The 15,163-nt window shown below is 42.1% G+C and carries 14 protein-coding genes and 2 pseudogenes; 4 read left to right on the top strand and 12 right to left on the bottom strand.

Translation table 11 applies throughout. The features are described from left to right. Positions 1–22: 22 nt before the first annotated feature. Positions 23–571: pseudogene (locus FXF62_RS06505) on the bottom strand (HXXEE domain-containing protein). A 72-nt stretch (positions 572–643) separates the two neighbouring features. Continuing rightward, positions 644–1,384, bottom strand: coding sequence for a lysophospholipid acyltransferase family protein (locus FXF62_RS06500; protein ID WP_149518126.1), 741 nt, complete (start codon positions 1,382–1,384; stop codon positions 644–646). A 157-nt stretch (positions 1,385–1,541) separates the two neighbouring features. Between FXF62_RS06500 and FXF62_RS06495 the strand changes: the two genes are divergently transcribed. The 3 genes from FXF62_RS06495 (at position 1,542) to FXF62_RS06485 (ending at position 4,973) form a co-directional block, all read left to right on the top strand. After that, entirely contained in the window at positions 1,542–3,881 is a 2,340-nt protein-coding gene (locus FXF62_RS06495) for a cation-translocating P-type ATPase (protein ID WP_149518125.1), read from the top strand. 92 nt (positions 3,882–3,973) lie between these two features. Next, a complete protein-coding gene (locus FXF62_RS06490; protein ID WP_149518124.1) occupies positions 3,974–4,720 on the top strand; it encodes a tRNA1(Val) (adenine(37)-N6)-methyltransferase in 747 nt (248 codons plus the stop codon). After that, complete coding sequence (locus tag FXF62_RS06485) at positions 4,710–4,973, top strand: GIY-YIG nuclease family protein (RefSeq protein WP_149518123.1); 264 nt, start codon at positions 4,710–4,712, stop codon at positions 4,971–4,973. The genes FXF62_RS06490 and FXF62_RS06485 overlap by 11 nt, the downstream gene beginning before the upstream one ends. 34 nt (positions 4,974–5,007) lie before the next feature. Here the strand turns inward: FXF62_RS06485 and lacD are convergent, their stop codons facing one another. From lacD to FXF62_RS06435, 10 genes are all read right to left on the bottom strand, one after another. After that, positions 5,008–5,988, bottom strand: a complete 981-nt coding sequence (lacD, locus tag FXF62_RS06480; RefSeq protein WP_149518122.1) for a tagatose-bisphosphate aldolase — start codon at positions 5,986–5,988, stop codon at positions 5,008–5,010. A 1-nt stretch (position 5,989) separates the two neighbouring features. Then, on the bottom strand, positions 5,990–6,919 hold the full coding sequence (locus FXF62_RS06475) for a tagatose-6-phosphate kinase (RefSeq protein ID WP_149518121.1): 930 nt from the start codon (positions 6,917–6,919) through the stop codon (positions 5,990–5,992). Between the two features lie 10 nt (positions 6,920–6,929). Beyond that, positions 6,930–7,445, bottom strand: coding sequence for a galactose-6-phosphate isomerase subunit LacB (gene lacB, locus FXF62_RS06470; RefSeq protein WP_001216904.1), 516 nt, complete (start codon positions 7,443–7,445; stop codon positions 6,930–6,932). Between the two features lie 30 nt (positions 7,446–7,475). After that, entirely contained in the window at positions 7,476–7,901 is a 426-nt protein-coding gene (lacA, locus tag FXF62_RS06465; RefSeq protein WP_125379347.1) for a galactose-6-phosphate isomerase subunit LacA, read from the bottom strand. Positions 7,902–8,046: 145 nt separating this feature from the next. After that, positions 8,047–8,943: an aldose 1-epimerase family protein gene (locus FXF62_RS06460; RefSeq protein WP_149518120.1), complete on the bottom strand. Its 897-nt coding sequence runs from the start codon at positions 8,941–8,943 to the stop codon at positions 8,047–8,049. A 164-nt stretch (positions 8,944–9,107) separates the two neighbouring features. Next, the gene (locus FXF62_RS06455; protein ID WP_149518119.1) at positions 9,108–10,583 is read right to left on the bottom strand and encodes a PTS galactitol transporter subunit IIC; all 1,476 of its coding nucleotides are present in this window, start codon (positions 10,581–10,583) and stop codon (positions 9,108–9,110) included. 52 nt (positions 10,584–10,635) lie between these two features. Beyond that, complete coding sequence (locus FXF62_RS06450; RefSeq protein WP_000590563.1) at positions 10,636–10,941, bottom strand: PTS sugar transporter subunit IIB; 306 nt, start codon at positions 10,939–10,941, stop codon at positions 10,636–10,638. 20 nt (positions 10,942–10,961) lie between these two features. After that, a complete protein-coding gene (locus tag FXF62_RS06445; protein WP_149518118.1) occupies positions 10,962–11,438 on the bottom strand; it encodes a PTS sugar transporter subunit IIA in 477 nt (158 codons plus the stop codon). Between the two features lie 327 nt (positions 11,439–11,765). Then, the gene (locus tag FXF62_RS06440; protein ID WP_005590674.1) at positions 11,766–12,512 is read right to left on the bottom strand and encodes a DeoR/GlpR family DNA-binding transcription regulator; all 747 of its coding nucleotides are present in this window, start codon (positions 12,510–12,512) and stop codon (positions 11,766–11,768) included. Positions 12,513–12,799: 287 nt separating this feature from the next. Continuing rightward, on the bottom strand, positions 12,800–14,374 hold the full coding sequence (locus FXF62_RS06435) for a DEAD/DEAH box helicase (protein ID WP_149518117.1): 1,575 nt from the start codon (positions 14,372–14,374) through the stop codon (positions 12,800–12,802). A 357-nt stretch (positions 14,375–14,731) separates the two neighbouring features. Between FXF62_RS06435 and FXF62_RS06420 the strand changes: the two are divergent. Then, a pseudogene (locus FXF62_RS06420) lies at positions 14,732–15,112 on the top strand (hypothetical protein). The last annotated feature ends 51 nt before the right edge of the window (positions 15,113–15,163 follow it).

Raw genomic sequence — 15,163 nt, 5'->3', positions numbered from 1 at the left:
GACAAAAATAGAAGCTGCAATATCAGCCTGCTTTGCTTATCCTGTATATCCAAGCTTCTATCTTTTGAGCTCTGCTATGTAAAAAAGCCAGATTTGCCAAAAGAAAAGCCACCACTAACACGCTTAGAATCAGAAGCAGTGGTCAGGAAACTGAATGCTGACTTAGATAAAGGACCAAGACTAAGATAAGCATAGGAAAAGTCGTCAAAGCTGTGAAACCGCCCGGTACCCAGCGACGAAAGCGAAACACTTGCATGATATGGCCCAGCAGATGAAGAGTATGACAGAAACCAATAGCCAAAGCTAGCTCAGGAATGCGAAATAGAATCGCAAGCAACAAAAGGATAAAAGCCAGTAGAAATTCCTCTGCAATCATCAGAGCAATGCTTTCAGCAGAAAGATAACTTCCTCTCCTAGCAATGAACATCTCCTTTTGATAGCCTTGATGATCTTGATTCTGAGAAATCCAAGGCCGAATCAGGATAATTTCATCAAACTCGTGCAGCATAAAAAGTGACAAAGTTACAAAAGATAAAAATGCAAGAGACATAGCATCCTCCTTATAAAACATACCAACATTATAGCTCACTCGCATAAAAAAATCAGCTCCCAAGCAAGATTGCTCAGGAAGCTGATTCGTATCTTATTTTCTATGCTTATCTGGATTCCAGACAAAGCTTGCAAGGAAACTAAAAATGAAAGTTAGAATACCAATCAATGCTGCTGGAATAAAGGCAATTGCTCGTAAAATCCGCCAGAAGATATTTGGTTTTTTACCTGTCTGATAAGGCGCCACTTCTGCATCCAAGCGGTCAAACTCTGCCTGAATCCGACGAGCCACTTCCTCAACTCCTTCATCATTCATCTTTTTGATATCAGAAATATCAATCGGATTACCGAAATTCATATCCACGCGCTCCCCAGCTGCCAAGCCTTTAAGACTCATGGGACCAGCATAGACAACTGGCATGATCCGAACCTTAGCCATCTTAGCAATCACTGCCACTCCTCCCTTAACATCCGTAGAATGGCGGCTACCGCTTGGGAACATAATCAGGGAGCGATTGCTCTTTTTCAGCATATTGACAGGGTACTTGATCGCTGACGGCCCAGGATTTTCCCGGTCGATGGGAAAGGCGCCGCACATGCGAATCCACCAGCCGAACACCCGATTTTCAAACAGTTCTTTCTTAGCCATAAAGACAAACTGCTTGGGCTTGGTCGCAAAAGCCATGTAAACTGGATCCCACCATGTCCGGTGAGGGGCCACCAAGATATAATTTTCATCTTGGGAAGGAATCTTCTCTTTATTATGGTAATGGGCATTGCCGTTTAAAGCCCAGAGGATAAAAATCACCAATCCTCGCAAATAGGTATAAAACATAAATTCTCCTTCTTACAAACTGTGATTGTACTTGAAATCAATTAGGTCCTTTCCCATTATACCTTATACCCTTATAGTCTGCAATGTTTTTCCAAACTTTGGCTGTAACAGCGGATTCTGATAGCCATTTCCCTAAAAAAATGGTATCATTAATCTCATGAACAAGAAAGAATTAATCGGTTTAAACCAAACCCAAGTAGATGAAAAGATTTCGCAGGGCTTGACCAACGATTTTACAAGTGACACGAGCACCAGTAACTGGCAAATCGTTAAGCGGAATGTTTTCACCCTTTTTAATGCCCTTAACTTTGTGATCGCTCTGGCCTTGGTCTCTGTCCAAGCATGGAGCAATCTGGTCTTTTTCGCCGTCATCAGCTTTAACGCCGTCACTGGTATCATTACGGAACTACGAGCCAAACACATGATTGACAAGCTAAATCTGGTCAGCCGAGAGCTGGTCACGGTCATCCGCGACGGCCAGGAAGTTAAGATTCAGCCAGAAGAAATTGTGCTGGGCGACCTGATCAAGCCGTCAGCCGGCGAGCAAATTCCCAGTGATGCCCGTGTGGTAAAGGGTGTTGCCGAAGCCAATGAAGCCATGCTGACAGGGGAGAGTGACTTGGTTCTCAAGGAAGAAGGCGCTGAGCTGCTGTCCGGTAGCTTTCTGGTCAGTGGGCAGATCTATGCTGAGGTGCATCATGTCGGCGCAGACAACTATGCCAACAAGCTCATGACTGAGGCTAAAACCCTCAAGCCTATCAACTCGCGGATTCTATACAATCTTGGCAAAATTTCCCGTTTTACCGGAAAAATCATCATTCCTTTCGGATTGGCACTCTTCTTTGAAGCTCTGATGATAAAGGGACTGCCTGTCAAAAACTCTGTCATTACCAGCTCGACAGCTCTTTTGGGTATGCTGCCTAAGGGAATCGCCCTGCTGACAGTCACATCACTCCTGACAGCTGTCATTAAGCTAGGTATGCGTAAGGTTCTTGTCCAGGAAATGTATTCTGTTGAGACCTTGGCTCGAGTGGATACTCTCTGTCTTGACAAGACTGGGACAATTACCCAAGGCAAGATGACTGTTGAAGCCTTGCATAGCCTATCGGATAAGTTTTCTGATGAGACTGTCAACCAAATCTTAGCAGCCTACATCCAAACCAGTGAGGATAATAACCCAACTGCCCAGGCTATCCGTAAGGGATACGGCCACCTGGAGCACACCTATACTAGCGACAATGTCATCCCATTTTCTAGTGACCGAAAATGGGGCGCTATGCATTTATCAAGTGTTGGAACCATCTTTCTGGGAGCGCCCGAAATGCTGCTGGACAGCAATCCTGCAGCGGTTGGAGAGGCTCAAAAACGCGGATCGCGGGTTTTGGTGCTGGCTCACAGCGACCAAGTGCTAGACAAACATAGCATCCAACTGCCTGAAGATATGACTGCTCTGGCTGTTCTGGAAATCACTGATCCTATTCGTGAGGGAGCGGCTGAGACACTGGACTACCTGCGCTCTCAGGATGTTGATCTGAAAATCATCTCTGGTGACAATCCTGTGACCGTTTCCCATATCGCGAGCCAGGCTGGATTTGCCAACTACGACAGCTACATCGACTGCTCTAAAATCAGCGATCAAGAACTGGTTGAGCAAGCTGAAGAAACAGCCATCTTCGGCCGTGTTTCTCCCCATCAGAAAAAACTGCTCATCCAGACTCTTAAGGCCGCCGGTCGGACAACAGCCATGACGGGAGATGGGGTTAATGATATCTTGGCCTTGCGCGAAGCAGACTGCTCCATCGTCATGGCTGAGGGCGACCCCGCAACTCGGCAGATTGCCAACCTGGTCCTTCTGAACTCCGACTTTAACGATGTTCCTGAGATTCTTTTTGAAGGCCGCCGGGTCGTTAACAATATCGGCCGGATTGCTCCGATTTTCTTCATCAAGACCATTTATTCCTTCCTCCTAGCTATCATCTGTATCGCCAGTGTCTTGTTAGGTAAGCCAGAATATCTCTTGATTTTCCCATTCATTCCGATTCAAATCACCCTGATTGACCAGTTTGTCGAAGGCTTCCCACCCTTTGTCCTCACCTTTGAGCGCAATATCAAGCCAGTTGAAAAGCACTTCCTCAAACGCTCCCTGCAGCTAGCTCTGCCAAGTTCCCTCATGATTATCTTCAGTGTGCTATTTGTCCGTATCTGGGGCAGCAACCATGGCTGGAGCGACATAGAAATGTCCACCCTGACCTACTACTTGCTAGGCAGCATCAGCTTCCTGTCAGTTATCCGGGCCTGTCTGCCACTCAACCTCTGGCGCAGCCTGCTCATTATCTTCTCTGTCTTTGGCTTCTATTTATCAGCCTTTGTCCTGCAGCACCTTTTGGAAATTGCAACGCTGACAGCCGCAACTTTACCAGTCTATCTGATTCTCATGGTTTTCTTTATCGGAATTTTCATCGCTTGTACCATCAAGCAAAAATATGAATTCAACTAAAATTCGCACCTGACTATGTCTGTCAGGTGTTTTTTCCTATAAAGTTTCTCTTTCTTCTTTGGAATAGCACTTAATCATGCTATAATGTTGGTATGACAGAAGCAAAATTAAAAGACGGAGAAAGAGTTAATCAGCTCTTTTCTACTGATATTAAAATCATTCAAAATAGTGAGGTCTTCAGCTACTCGGTTGACAGCGTTCTGCTTTCTCGCTTTCCCAAACTTCCCAATCGGGGATTAATCGTCGATCTCTGTGCTGGAAATGGGGCAGTCGGCCTTTTTGCAAGTACTCGCACTAAGGCTCAAATTATAGCTGTAGAGATTCAGGAGCGTCTAGCCGATATGGCCCAGCGCTCCATTGAACTAAATGACCTTGCTCAACAGATGCAGGTTATCCATGATGACTTGAAAAATCTAGGCAACCACATCTCTGGCAGCAAGGTTGATATCATTCTCTGCAATCCTCCCTATTTCAAGGTCGATGAACATTCCAATCTCAACGGCAGTGAACATTATTTGCTAGCCCGTCACGAAGTCGCTACCAATTTAGAAGAGATTTGTGCAATTGCCCAGCGAGTCCTCAAGTCCAATGGTCGCTTAGCCATGGTCCATCGTCCTGACCGATTTTTGGATATTTTAGAGACCATGAAAGGCCATAATCTAGCGCCCAAGCGCATCCAGTTTGTCTATCCCAAGCAGGGTAGGGAAGCCAACATGCTCTTAATTGAGGCTATTAAAGATGGTTCACCGGACGGTCTGAAAATCCTCCCGCCTCTCTTTATCCACGAGCAAGACGGCAGCTATACACCAGAAATTCAAGAGATTTACTATGGAAAATAAAGCCTATATGTACGTCCTTGAATGTGGAGACGGCACCCTCTACACAGGCTATACCACAGATGTAGAAGCTCGTCTCAACACACATCAAGCTGGAAAAGGAGCCAAGTACACTCGCGCCCGATTGCCCGTCACACTCATTTATCAAGAAGAATACCCCGACAAATCTGCAGCCATGTCGGCTGAAGCTCTTTTCAAAAAGAAGAAACGGGCTGAAAAACTAGCTTATATAGAAGAAAAACGTAGCAAGTCCTAAAACTTACTACGTTTTTTGAATGCTAAAATCAAGATTAGATGCGTTCCTTCCAAGAAGTCGCAGTCTGTTGAAGAACCTTGTTGAGCTCATCAATGTTTTCAAAACCAGTTGTACGAAGCCACTTGCGAGCTGCTTCTTCGCCTTGCTCAATGTAGTCTTTGACACTGCCAGCCCAAGTCGCACGTCCGCAAAGAACGCCGTTGAAGTTGGCACCTGAATCATGAGCGAAAACAAGTGTTTCTTGGAAAAGTTTCGCAGATACACCCGCACTCAAATAGATGTATGGCAGGTTAGTCGCTTCATCTTGTTCCTTAAAGAAGGCAGCTGCTTCAGCTTTTGTATGAACCACTTCGCCATCACCAAAGCCTTCAACGTATTTAACGTTAACTGGAACTTCCACTTTCAAGACATCAATATTGAAGCGTGGATCTGAGAAAACTTTCATCGCTTCAATGACCTTGCGTGGTTTTACTTTGGCGTATTCTGCAGAACCTGCGTCAGCGATTTTTTCATCGTAAGCGAGGATTTCAAGGAAGAAAGGAATGTCTTCCGCCACACACTCAGAACCGATGCGTTCGATGTAGGCTTGTTTTTGTTGGTTGAGTTCGTCAGAACTGTCTACATCGTAGTAAAGCAAGAACTTGACTGCATCCGCACCTTGTTCTTTAATGCGTTTTGCAGACCAAACATCCAAGCAGTCTGGCAAGCGTTTAGTGCTTGTTGTGTCATAACCTGTTTTTTCATAAGCAAGGAGAAGACCAGCATTTGGTGCAAGAGCTTTTGTAGCTGGAAGTCCATACTCTGGGTCTAAAAGCATAGATGACGCGTATTTTGTCAATTCATCTGCAACCAAGACTTTGAGTTCTTCCATTTGAGCTACTGTTGGTTCCTCTGTTTGGTATTGAGCCATGAGGCGTTTCAAAGCACCACGTTGGTCAAAGGCAAGAGCTGAGATGATGCCATTTTCATCTGAAAGTTTTTCTAAGTATGCACGTTTGTTTTCTGTTAAAGCCATTTTATACCTCTTTTACTATTAATTGATCATATAGAGCTTGATAGTTGGCCATATTGACATGACCTGTCATTTTTTCTTGAGCATTGAGCATACCAAGGACATTAGCCTTGATGAGAAGTTCTGCATCCAATTCCTTATGAAGAAGTCCTGAAGAAATCCCTGCCACAGTAGAATCTCCAGATCCGACAGGATTGACTACCTGAATTCTTGGAATATCTACCTTGTAGAAAGTATCACCATGTTTTGCAAAAGCACCATTTGCACCAAGTGAAACGATAATCCACTCAATCCCTGCAAATAGAGGCTCTTGAAGAACTTCTTTTAATTCATCCAAATCTTCTGAAACTTCTTTCCCAAGAAGCTGAGATAATTCTTCGTTATTTGGTTTGATTACTGTTGGTTTGTGGGGTGATTCAAGAACTGCCTGAAGGGCAGCACCTGAGCAATCCAGAACAACTGGTTTTCCTGCGCGATTAGCAAGCTCTACCAAGTTTGCATAGTAATCAACCGGAAGACCTGCTGGAAGACTACCAGAAATAGCCACTACTTCCACGGTGTCAAGGAGATTCTCGAAATGAGCCAAGAAATCTTGACCTTCTTGTTCCAGAACTTCAGGCCCTTTCTCAAGAATTTCTGTTTGGTTGTCTCCGTGTAGAATAGCGATACAGTTACGTGTTTCTCCTTGAATGGTGAAGAAATGTTTACTAACCTTATCATCGATATGTTCTACCAAAAACTCACCAAGTTTGCCACCAACTAAACCTGTAGCAGCAACAGAATCACCAAATTCTGAAAGCACTCGTGTAACATTGAGCCCTTTACCACCAGCTGTCTTGGTCACGTCCACCACACGGTTGACAGTATCAATTTTTAATTCATCCAAAGGATAAGAAATATCAATGGATGGATTCATTGTGACTGTTAAAATCATGCGTCACCTCTTAGTCGTGGTACTCACCGCGATCCCATTTTTCAAGGAATTCTGTAAAGAAGTTTGCATCTGCTTGATGAGCATTGTGAGTTTCAACGTGCTCGATTTTAGCAATTAATTTTTTGTTTTCTTCAGATGGTTTATATTCAGCATTGATGAAAGCTTCAATAATATCGCACATGAGCAATTCACCAGTGATTTTTCCACCAAAACCAATAACGTTGGCATTCAACTGTTCTTTAGCGTAAAGAGCTGTTGTCATATCACGAACCAAAGCAGAACGGACTCCAGGAACTTTATTTACAGCGTTGTTGATACCAACTCCAGTACCACAGATACATACCCCAAGATCAGCTTGACCGCTAGTTACAGCTTCCCCCACTTTTTTACCAAAAATTGGGTAGTGTGTACGAGCATGATCGTAAGTACCAAAGTCAATGACTTCATGTCCTTTTGATTTCAAAAATTCTGAAACCGCCATTTTTTCATCTGTTACGATGTGGTCACATCCAATTGCAATTCTCATTTTTATCTTACCTTTCTTACTGTAATCTAATTAGCACATTTTGTTCAACATATCGACCCTGATTTGGTGACGACCACCGTCGTATTTACCGTTAACAAATCCTTTAGCAATATTTTTCGCCAATTCATCACCAACGACTTCTGCACCCATAGTGATCATACGTGAGTTGTTGTGTCCACGAGTCATATAAGCTGAACGTTCGTCAGATACTTCTGCGGCAACCATTCCTTTGATTTTTGTTGCGACCATAAATGGACCAGCACCATAGGCATCAATCACGATACCAAGGTTCTGTTCTTCTTTGTTTACTTCTGCAGCAACAGCAAGAGTCACATCGACAAAGTCTTGACCTTCAGCTGTAACATCCACAACGTGGAAGTTTTCTTTTTCCAAGAAGTCTTTCACAACTTCTTTCAATCTCAAACCTGCAGCATCTGCACCAATGATAATAGACATGTTAAGTCCTCCTTTAATTTTCTATATAATGAACTAAAATGTTTTAAAACATTAAACGTTATTTGATTCACAAGTTTATAATACAACATTTTGTGTTCGATGTCAACATTATATGTTTGTTTTTAAACATTTTTAAAATTTTTCTTTAAAAAATAGTGATATCAAATCCAATTTCTTCTTTTTCTCCTACTGGGAGTAGACGGACATTTTTCTTGCTTTCTAAATAATCACCCTCTTCTAACGAGGTCGACAAACCTGACCAAGGTTCCAAGGCTATAAATGGCCCTTTGTTGATAGTTGACCAGATAATTAGATTTGGAAATTCTTGAAAATCCAAACGCAATCCTTTATCATGATTCCGAGAACGAAGAGCAACTGTCCGCGATTTTAGCTCATCAAGGGTCACTGCATCTTTAGCAAAGATATCATAGCTCAAATTTAGTTCTTTTTGATGATCTAGGAAGCTTGAACGTTCGAAAAAGTTCAACATACCAGTTTCAGGATAAGAGAGAGGAACGCTGCAAGTTTCTTCCTCTTCAAACTCCAAATAGTAATCCTCATAATTTTCATCATCAAATAAAGGGCAGTTAAATCCTGGATGACCTCCGATAAAGTACGGCATGGCGCCACTATCTCCACGATTTTCTACGATATACTGGGTACGAAGCTTCTTACCAATCAAGCTATAACGAATCGATAAGCGGAAATGATAGGGATAGTTCTGAAACATTTCCTCTGTGTCCTCAATAGCAAAAGTCACAGTCGAATCTGTTTGTTCAACCAATTCAAATTCTTTCTTGCGAACGAGACCATGCCGTGGAATGACTCCACTCGCTTCTTGACCATCTTTTAATGCATAGTGAGCAGTGTCATTACGCAAACTCCCACAAATGGGGAAAAGAACTGGAGCTTGACCGCTCCAATAGGTTGCATCTCCCTGCCAGAGGTATTCTACACCATCCTTATCCTTAATTGAAGAAAGCGCTCCTCCCAATTGCTTAAACTGCACTGTCAATTCATCATTTTCTAGCGTAATCACCATCCAATTCTCCTCTCTACTTCAGAGAAAAAGGCAGGCTTCTGACTTCTCTCTGCTTAGCCTTTTCTATTCATTACATAGGAAAAGCTAGATTATCAACATTCCCATTTGGAAATGGACAATCTAGCTTCCCTAGTCTTACAATATTTAACAATAGTTAACGGATATTATTTTGCTTTTGCTGCATATTCCGCATTCCGTTTGATCATTTGCTTTCTGTACCAAGCAAAGATTCCAATATAAGCACCAAGGAAGACAATAGCACCAATGATAGCTTTAATATCACCTGTAGTAGTATTACCAATAGTCCAGCCCAAGAGTTTTTCGATTGGTCCTTCAAGTGTTGAGTGAGTGATCAATTGAGTTTGGCTAACTCCTTCAGGGAAAGCACCCACACCCTTAGCAAGTTCTGTCGCAAATGGTGCAATCAGTGTACCTGAGAGAAGGAAAAGTGGTAACAAGAGAGTTCCAAAGACAATCATACGAAGCAATTTACCACGAGTAACAACCAGAAGGGCAGGTGTCACACCCATCGCAATGATACCAGCCAATGGCAAGATACCGTTCCCTACATTAGAAAGCAGAACTGCTTCAATCAACATGATTGGTGCAAGCACGTTAGCGCAGGCCCAGATTTCTGCACGACCAGCGATAAATGGCCAGTCAAGACCGATGTTGAATTTACGTCCTTGTAGACGTTTTGTTGCTACGTTAGTAATACCTTGTGAAAGTGGTTCCACGGCTGCGATAAACCATGATCCGATAAGTGAGAAGAGCTCCAAGCAGACACCGGCAGTCAAACCGAGAGACAACCAGCCTTTAATAACTAATTGCCATGTGTTGCCATCTTCTACACCTGCTACTGGGTGCGGAGTTCCCATGATACCGATAACTACACCAAGAAGGAAACCGATGAAGAATTTAGATCCCCAGAAACCGATTTTCTTATTCAAAGCGGCAGCATCGAAGTCATATTTGTCCAATCCAGGGAAGAACTTGTCAAAAATCTTATCCAAAACCATGATAACAGGGTTCATCATGTAGTTCATGTGAGTTGAAGTCATTGGTGATGAACTTGGCGCATTCAACAAATCATCAAAGGTTGGTTTCATCAAGTCAGAGTTGATAATCTTCAAGACACCAACCAAGACAACTGCTAAAGTTGCAATCAAGAGTGATACAGCAGGACTTACATGGCTCTTATCTGCATACCATTTGATGAGCAAGCCAGTAATTGACAAGTGCCAAATATCAAAGATATCCACATCCAATGTATCTGTTTTCTTTATAGCTAACATCACAACATTGACAATGAGCATGATGAGCAAGAAGTACAGGGTCCATGGAGAACCCCAAGTGATGGTTGCAAGTGGTGCCCAACCAACGTCAGTGATGTTCAACTGGATACCAGTGTTTTCAACGAATTTAGCAAGTGAAGCTGAGAAAGCTCCGTTAAGCATACCGATGATGGCACCGATACCAGTAAGAGCGATGGCAAGTTTGATACCACCTTCAAGCGCTTTGGAGAATTTCACTCCAAATAGTAAAGCCAATACTGTCAAGATGATCAGCATGATGATAGGACCGCCCATATCTAAGATGGGTTTAAAAATCTTATTGGCTAGGTCAATAATGACATCCATAATAATTCCTCCCTTTTTTTGTTATATGAATGTTAATAAGATAAAGAATAGATTAACTTAGTCCGTGTTCTTTAATAGCTGCTTCAATATTGTCAAACACTGGAGCGCTCATTGCAGGAATACGGAACAAAATTGGTCCAGCTTCGATAACTGGAATTCCTGGTTCAAAACCAAGATCTGTTGCAGCGATTGGCGTGAAGATATCATAACCTTTCATAAGGTCTTCATTGACATCCTTAACCATCACCGCATCACAATGCACATCATAACCGCGGTTTGACAATTCTTCCTCAAGAGCACTCTTGATTTGGTGACTTGAGTTTACTCCTGCTCCGCAGGCTGCTAAAATTTTAATCATAATAAAATCCTCCGATTTATTTATTTAATGACATCTGAAATATATTGGAACAGCTCTTTCTCAGAGTTTAAATGAGCTAGACCAGCTAGATTTCCTTCGCTAGTGAAGAAATCCATTAACTGTGCTAGGATATTAGTCTGGCTTGAGCTAGAGTTGTTGATAATAAAGAACAAGAGAGACACTTCAACGGTTTGCGTAGGAGAAATCATATTGTGGAAGGTTACAGGCTGATCTAGCTTAACAACTACCACATTTTCAGTCAAATTATGCGCAATATCCGTATGAGGTATGGCAACATTCGGCAAGTCCTTGCCTAAAAATTCCATATCCAATCCAGTTGGAAACGCCTTTTCTCTTTCAAGTAAAGCGTTTCGATAAGAAGAAGTTACAATTTCTCTTTCTTCTAACAAATCAGCTACTTGATGAAAAAGATCTTCTTGATTTTCTGCATGTAAACAAAACACTAGATTTTCATCAAATAATTGGGCAAGCGCCATTTTATCATCTCTCCTTTTGTTTCTTTTTGTTCGTTTAATTAATTATATCATTATGTGATAGCGCTGTCAATAGTTTGTTTTGTTATTTTTTGTTTATTTCCCTAATAACTTAAAATTTTAATGTTCATATGAAGATAGAACATTTCGTCATTCTGAATTGTTAAGGAATAACACGAGTCATAAAAATATCCTTAGCAAGTCTAAGTTGATATACAAGAACTTTTCGTCCACTGTAAAATGCAAGTATTCATCTACAATAAGAAATAAAAGCTACGAAATTCGCAGCTTTCAGATTCTAAAATCAACATTCATGACAATGCGATCAAATCAGAGAACCTTAGTATAAGAACTATATTTTGCTCTCACTTTCGGAGAGATATGATCATCCGTTACAATCGCGTCAATATTATCCAAACGGTAGAAACTATAGAAGGAATAGCTATCAAATTTGCTATTATCTGCAACGATGTATTTTTCAATTGCATTGTTGAGAATAATGGCATTCCCATTCCCCTCTTCTTCATTGGCAGTCGTCACATTGTGGCCGTCAATTCCGTTCACTCCAATAAAGGCCTTTGATACCTTGATTTCTCGTAAAAGTTTATTGGCAAACTGACCCACAAAAGTCTGGGTCTTGACCCGATAGCGTCCTCCAATCAAAATCAAATCAAAATTAGGATAATCCTTCAACTTTTCGAAAATAGGGAGAGAATTGGTTACAATACTGATATTTTTCCCCTCTAAATAATCGCCGATAAAATCCGTTGTAGTACCTGATCCTATAAAAACCGTGTCTCCTTCAGCAATCAAATCAGCACATTTCTTAGCGATCAGCTTCTTTTCTTCGATATTTAACATCGTTTTTTCAGAATGCGAAGCTTCATTCAAGCTATCTTTCACCTTTTTATGAGCCCCACCATGCACCCGAATTAAAAGTCCTTGCTTCTCAAGATCAATCAAATCTCGCCGAATGGTCATATCTGTTACATTCAGCAATTCCTTCAGGTTCTTTACAGACACAACTCCCGTCTGGTCCAGCTCTTGTAAGATCACTTTATGACGACTTTCCTTCATGTACAATCCTCCTTGTTGTTGATGTCTAGAGACGTCTCATCAAAGTTTCCCCTTTGATTTCTTAGGTTCCTTGGACACCTCAAATCACTTTAATGTCCATGCACCATTACTTATATCATTATACTACAATTTTCTCATATAAACAAAAAAATGTATACTTTTTTTCAAAAAAATAGATTATTGTTTGTTTATGCGTTTTCATTGTGCTGTTTTCAAACAATTCTTGAAAGATACTCAAATTATTTTCAATAGAAAAATCCGATGTCAGCTGACATCGGATTTTCTGTTTATTTATCACCTTTATTACGGATAACAAAGCCGGTTTTCTTTTCGCTGGAAGTGCGTTGTGGGCGTTTATTTCCTCTGCTTTCGAAGTCGCGACTGTTCTTGTTTGACTTACGTTTAAAGTCACGGCGGCCGCCCTCTCGATCTTCGCGTCCACCACGGCGATCACGGCCTTGGTCGCCTCGACGACCGTTGCCACGACCACTCTTACCTTTGCTACCAAAACCGCTACCAGATGCTTTAAATGGCAATGGTTTTTCACGGGCAATTTCTACTTCAGGAAGGGTATCCGGATCCTGTACTGTCAGGCTGAGGATATACATGGCCAGCTCTTCTGGGCTGAATTCTGCTGCCAGCTTGCGGGCATCCTTACTGAATTTCTCAAAGTTAGAACGGATGCTTTCATCAGCAAAATCGCGTTCAATCTTCTTAAGGGCAACTTTTTTCTTAGCTTGGAAAGCTTCTTCCGCAGTCGCTGGCTTGAGGCCTTTCATGCGCTTCTTGGTTAGATTTTCGATAATCTGCAGATAACCCATTTCATTTGGTGCTACGAAAGTAATAGACTGACCTGACTTACCAGCACGACCAGTCCGACCAATCCGGTGAACATAGCTTTCTGGATCCTGAGGAATATCGTAGTTGTAGACATGGGTCACACCAGAAATATCTAAACCACGCGCAGCCACATCTGTCGCAACCAAGACATCCAGATTGCCGTTTTTAAAGTCGCGCAGAACGCGAAGGCGCTTGCCTTGATCCAAATCACCATGGATACCCTCTGCTCGGAAACCACGGATTTTCAGGCCACGAGTCAGCTCATCCACCCGGCGCTTGGTCCGGCCAAAGACGATAGACAGCTCAGGCTGCTCCACATCCATCAGGCGAGTCATGGTATCAAATTTTTCATTTTCCTTGACACGGATATAATACTGATCCACCAGCTCCGTCGTCAACTCTTTAGCAGCAATCTTAACATGCTCAGGCTCCTTCATAAACTGCACACCAATGCGCTTGATGGCATCCGGCATGGTCGCTGAAAAGAGCAAGGTCTGACGTTCTTCTGGCAAACGGGAAATGATAGACTCAATATCTTCCAAAAAGCCCATGTTAAGCATTTCATCCGCTTCGTCCAAGATTAAGGTTTCAATCTGATTCAGCTTAAGCGCCTTGCGTTTGATCAAATCCAAAAGACGACCAGGTGTTCCTACGACGATATGAGCACCTGACTTGAGGGCCTTGATTTGCTTTTCAATGCTAGAGCCACCGTAGACAGAGCGTACCTTGACACCCTTGCTGCGGCCAAAACGGAAAAGCTCTTCCTGACTTTGCACAGCCAATTCACGGGTCGGAGCGATAATTAAGGCTTGCACAGCAGGATTATCGGTATCAATCTTCTCTAAAGTTGGAAAGCCAAAAGCTGCTGTCTTTCCTGTCCCTGTCTGGGCCTGACCGATAACGTCCTTACCTGCCATGGCAAGTGGAATCGTCTGTTCTTGAATAGGGCTCGCTTCTACAAAGCCAGCTTTTTCAATCTCTGCTAACAATGCAGCAGATAAATGTAATTCATTAAATTTCAATGTTCTTCTTCTTTCTAAAGGCGGTGCGAAGCCACCTTATAAGGCTTTTGATACTCAACTATCGAAACATACCAAGCACTTGTCGCTTGCTAAATCTCGATTTTCTGAGAGTATTCGCTCTTCTCTTCATAAATATGGTCTCTCAAGTCCAGGCACTAAAAAAGCGCCGACTCGGTCGCTAGTTCCCACTGAATAGAAAAACTATATTTCTGCAACTAATCTAGTATACCACAAAAGCACCTAAAAAGATAGGACTTGCCTGTAAAATATTTTATTAAAGATCTCTTTTATAAAAAATGAAAACTTGAAAATCATTTTCAAAAACATTATAATCTACAAAGAAGAAAGGAGACAGGTATGAATAAATTTTTACGAGTGATTTTCATTTTACTGATCTTAGCTATGCTGGGCGCAGCTATGATCCAGATTTTCCAGCCCTAGCTCTTGGGCAATGAATCCATCTACGGCCTAGCTCCCTACTGGCAGCGGGAAATTGGTTTCTGGAATCTGGCTATTCTGCCTTTAGTCATTGCCACCAACATAAAGTATGATTGGTTCTATCTGCGCATGACCCTACTAGCACTGATCCTAGGTGGACTGGGCTTTGGTACCAACCATCTACTAGGCTATCTGGAAAAAGCGAATCAAGCAAACCTACTGGGCTGGATTGAAAATTATCTGCTAGTCTGCTGCTGGATAATCGGTTGGGTATTAGAATCTAGAAAAGAAAAAAATTGATATATAGAGTATCCATTATTAACCAATAATATAACGATAATCCATAATTAT

The sequence above is a fragment of the Streptococcus cristatus genome (genome assembly GCF_008369405.1).
Classification (GTDB): domain Bacteria; phylum Bacillota; class Bacilli; order Lactobacillales; family Streptococcaceae; genus Streptococcus; species Streptococcus cristatus_G.
The sequence above is the reverse complement of the archived record's forward strand: the minus strand, read 5'-3'. Positions and strand labels throughout refer to the sequence as shown.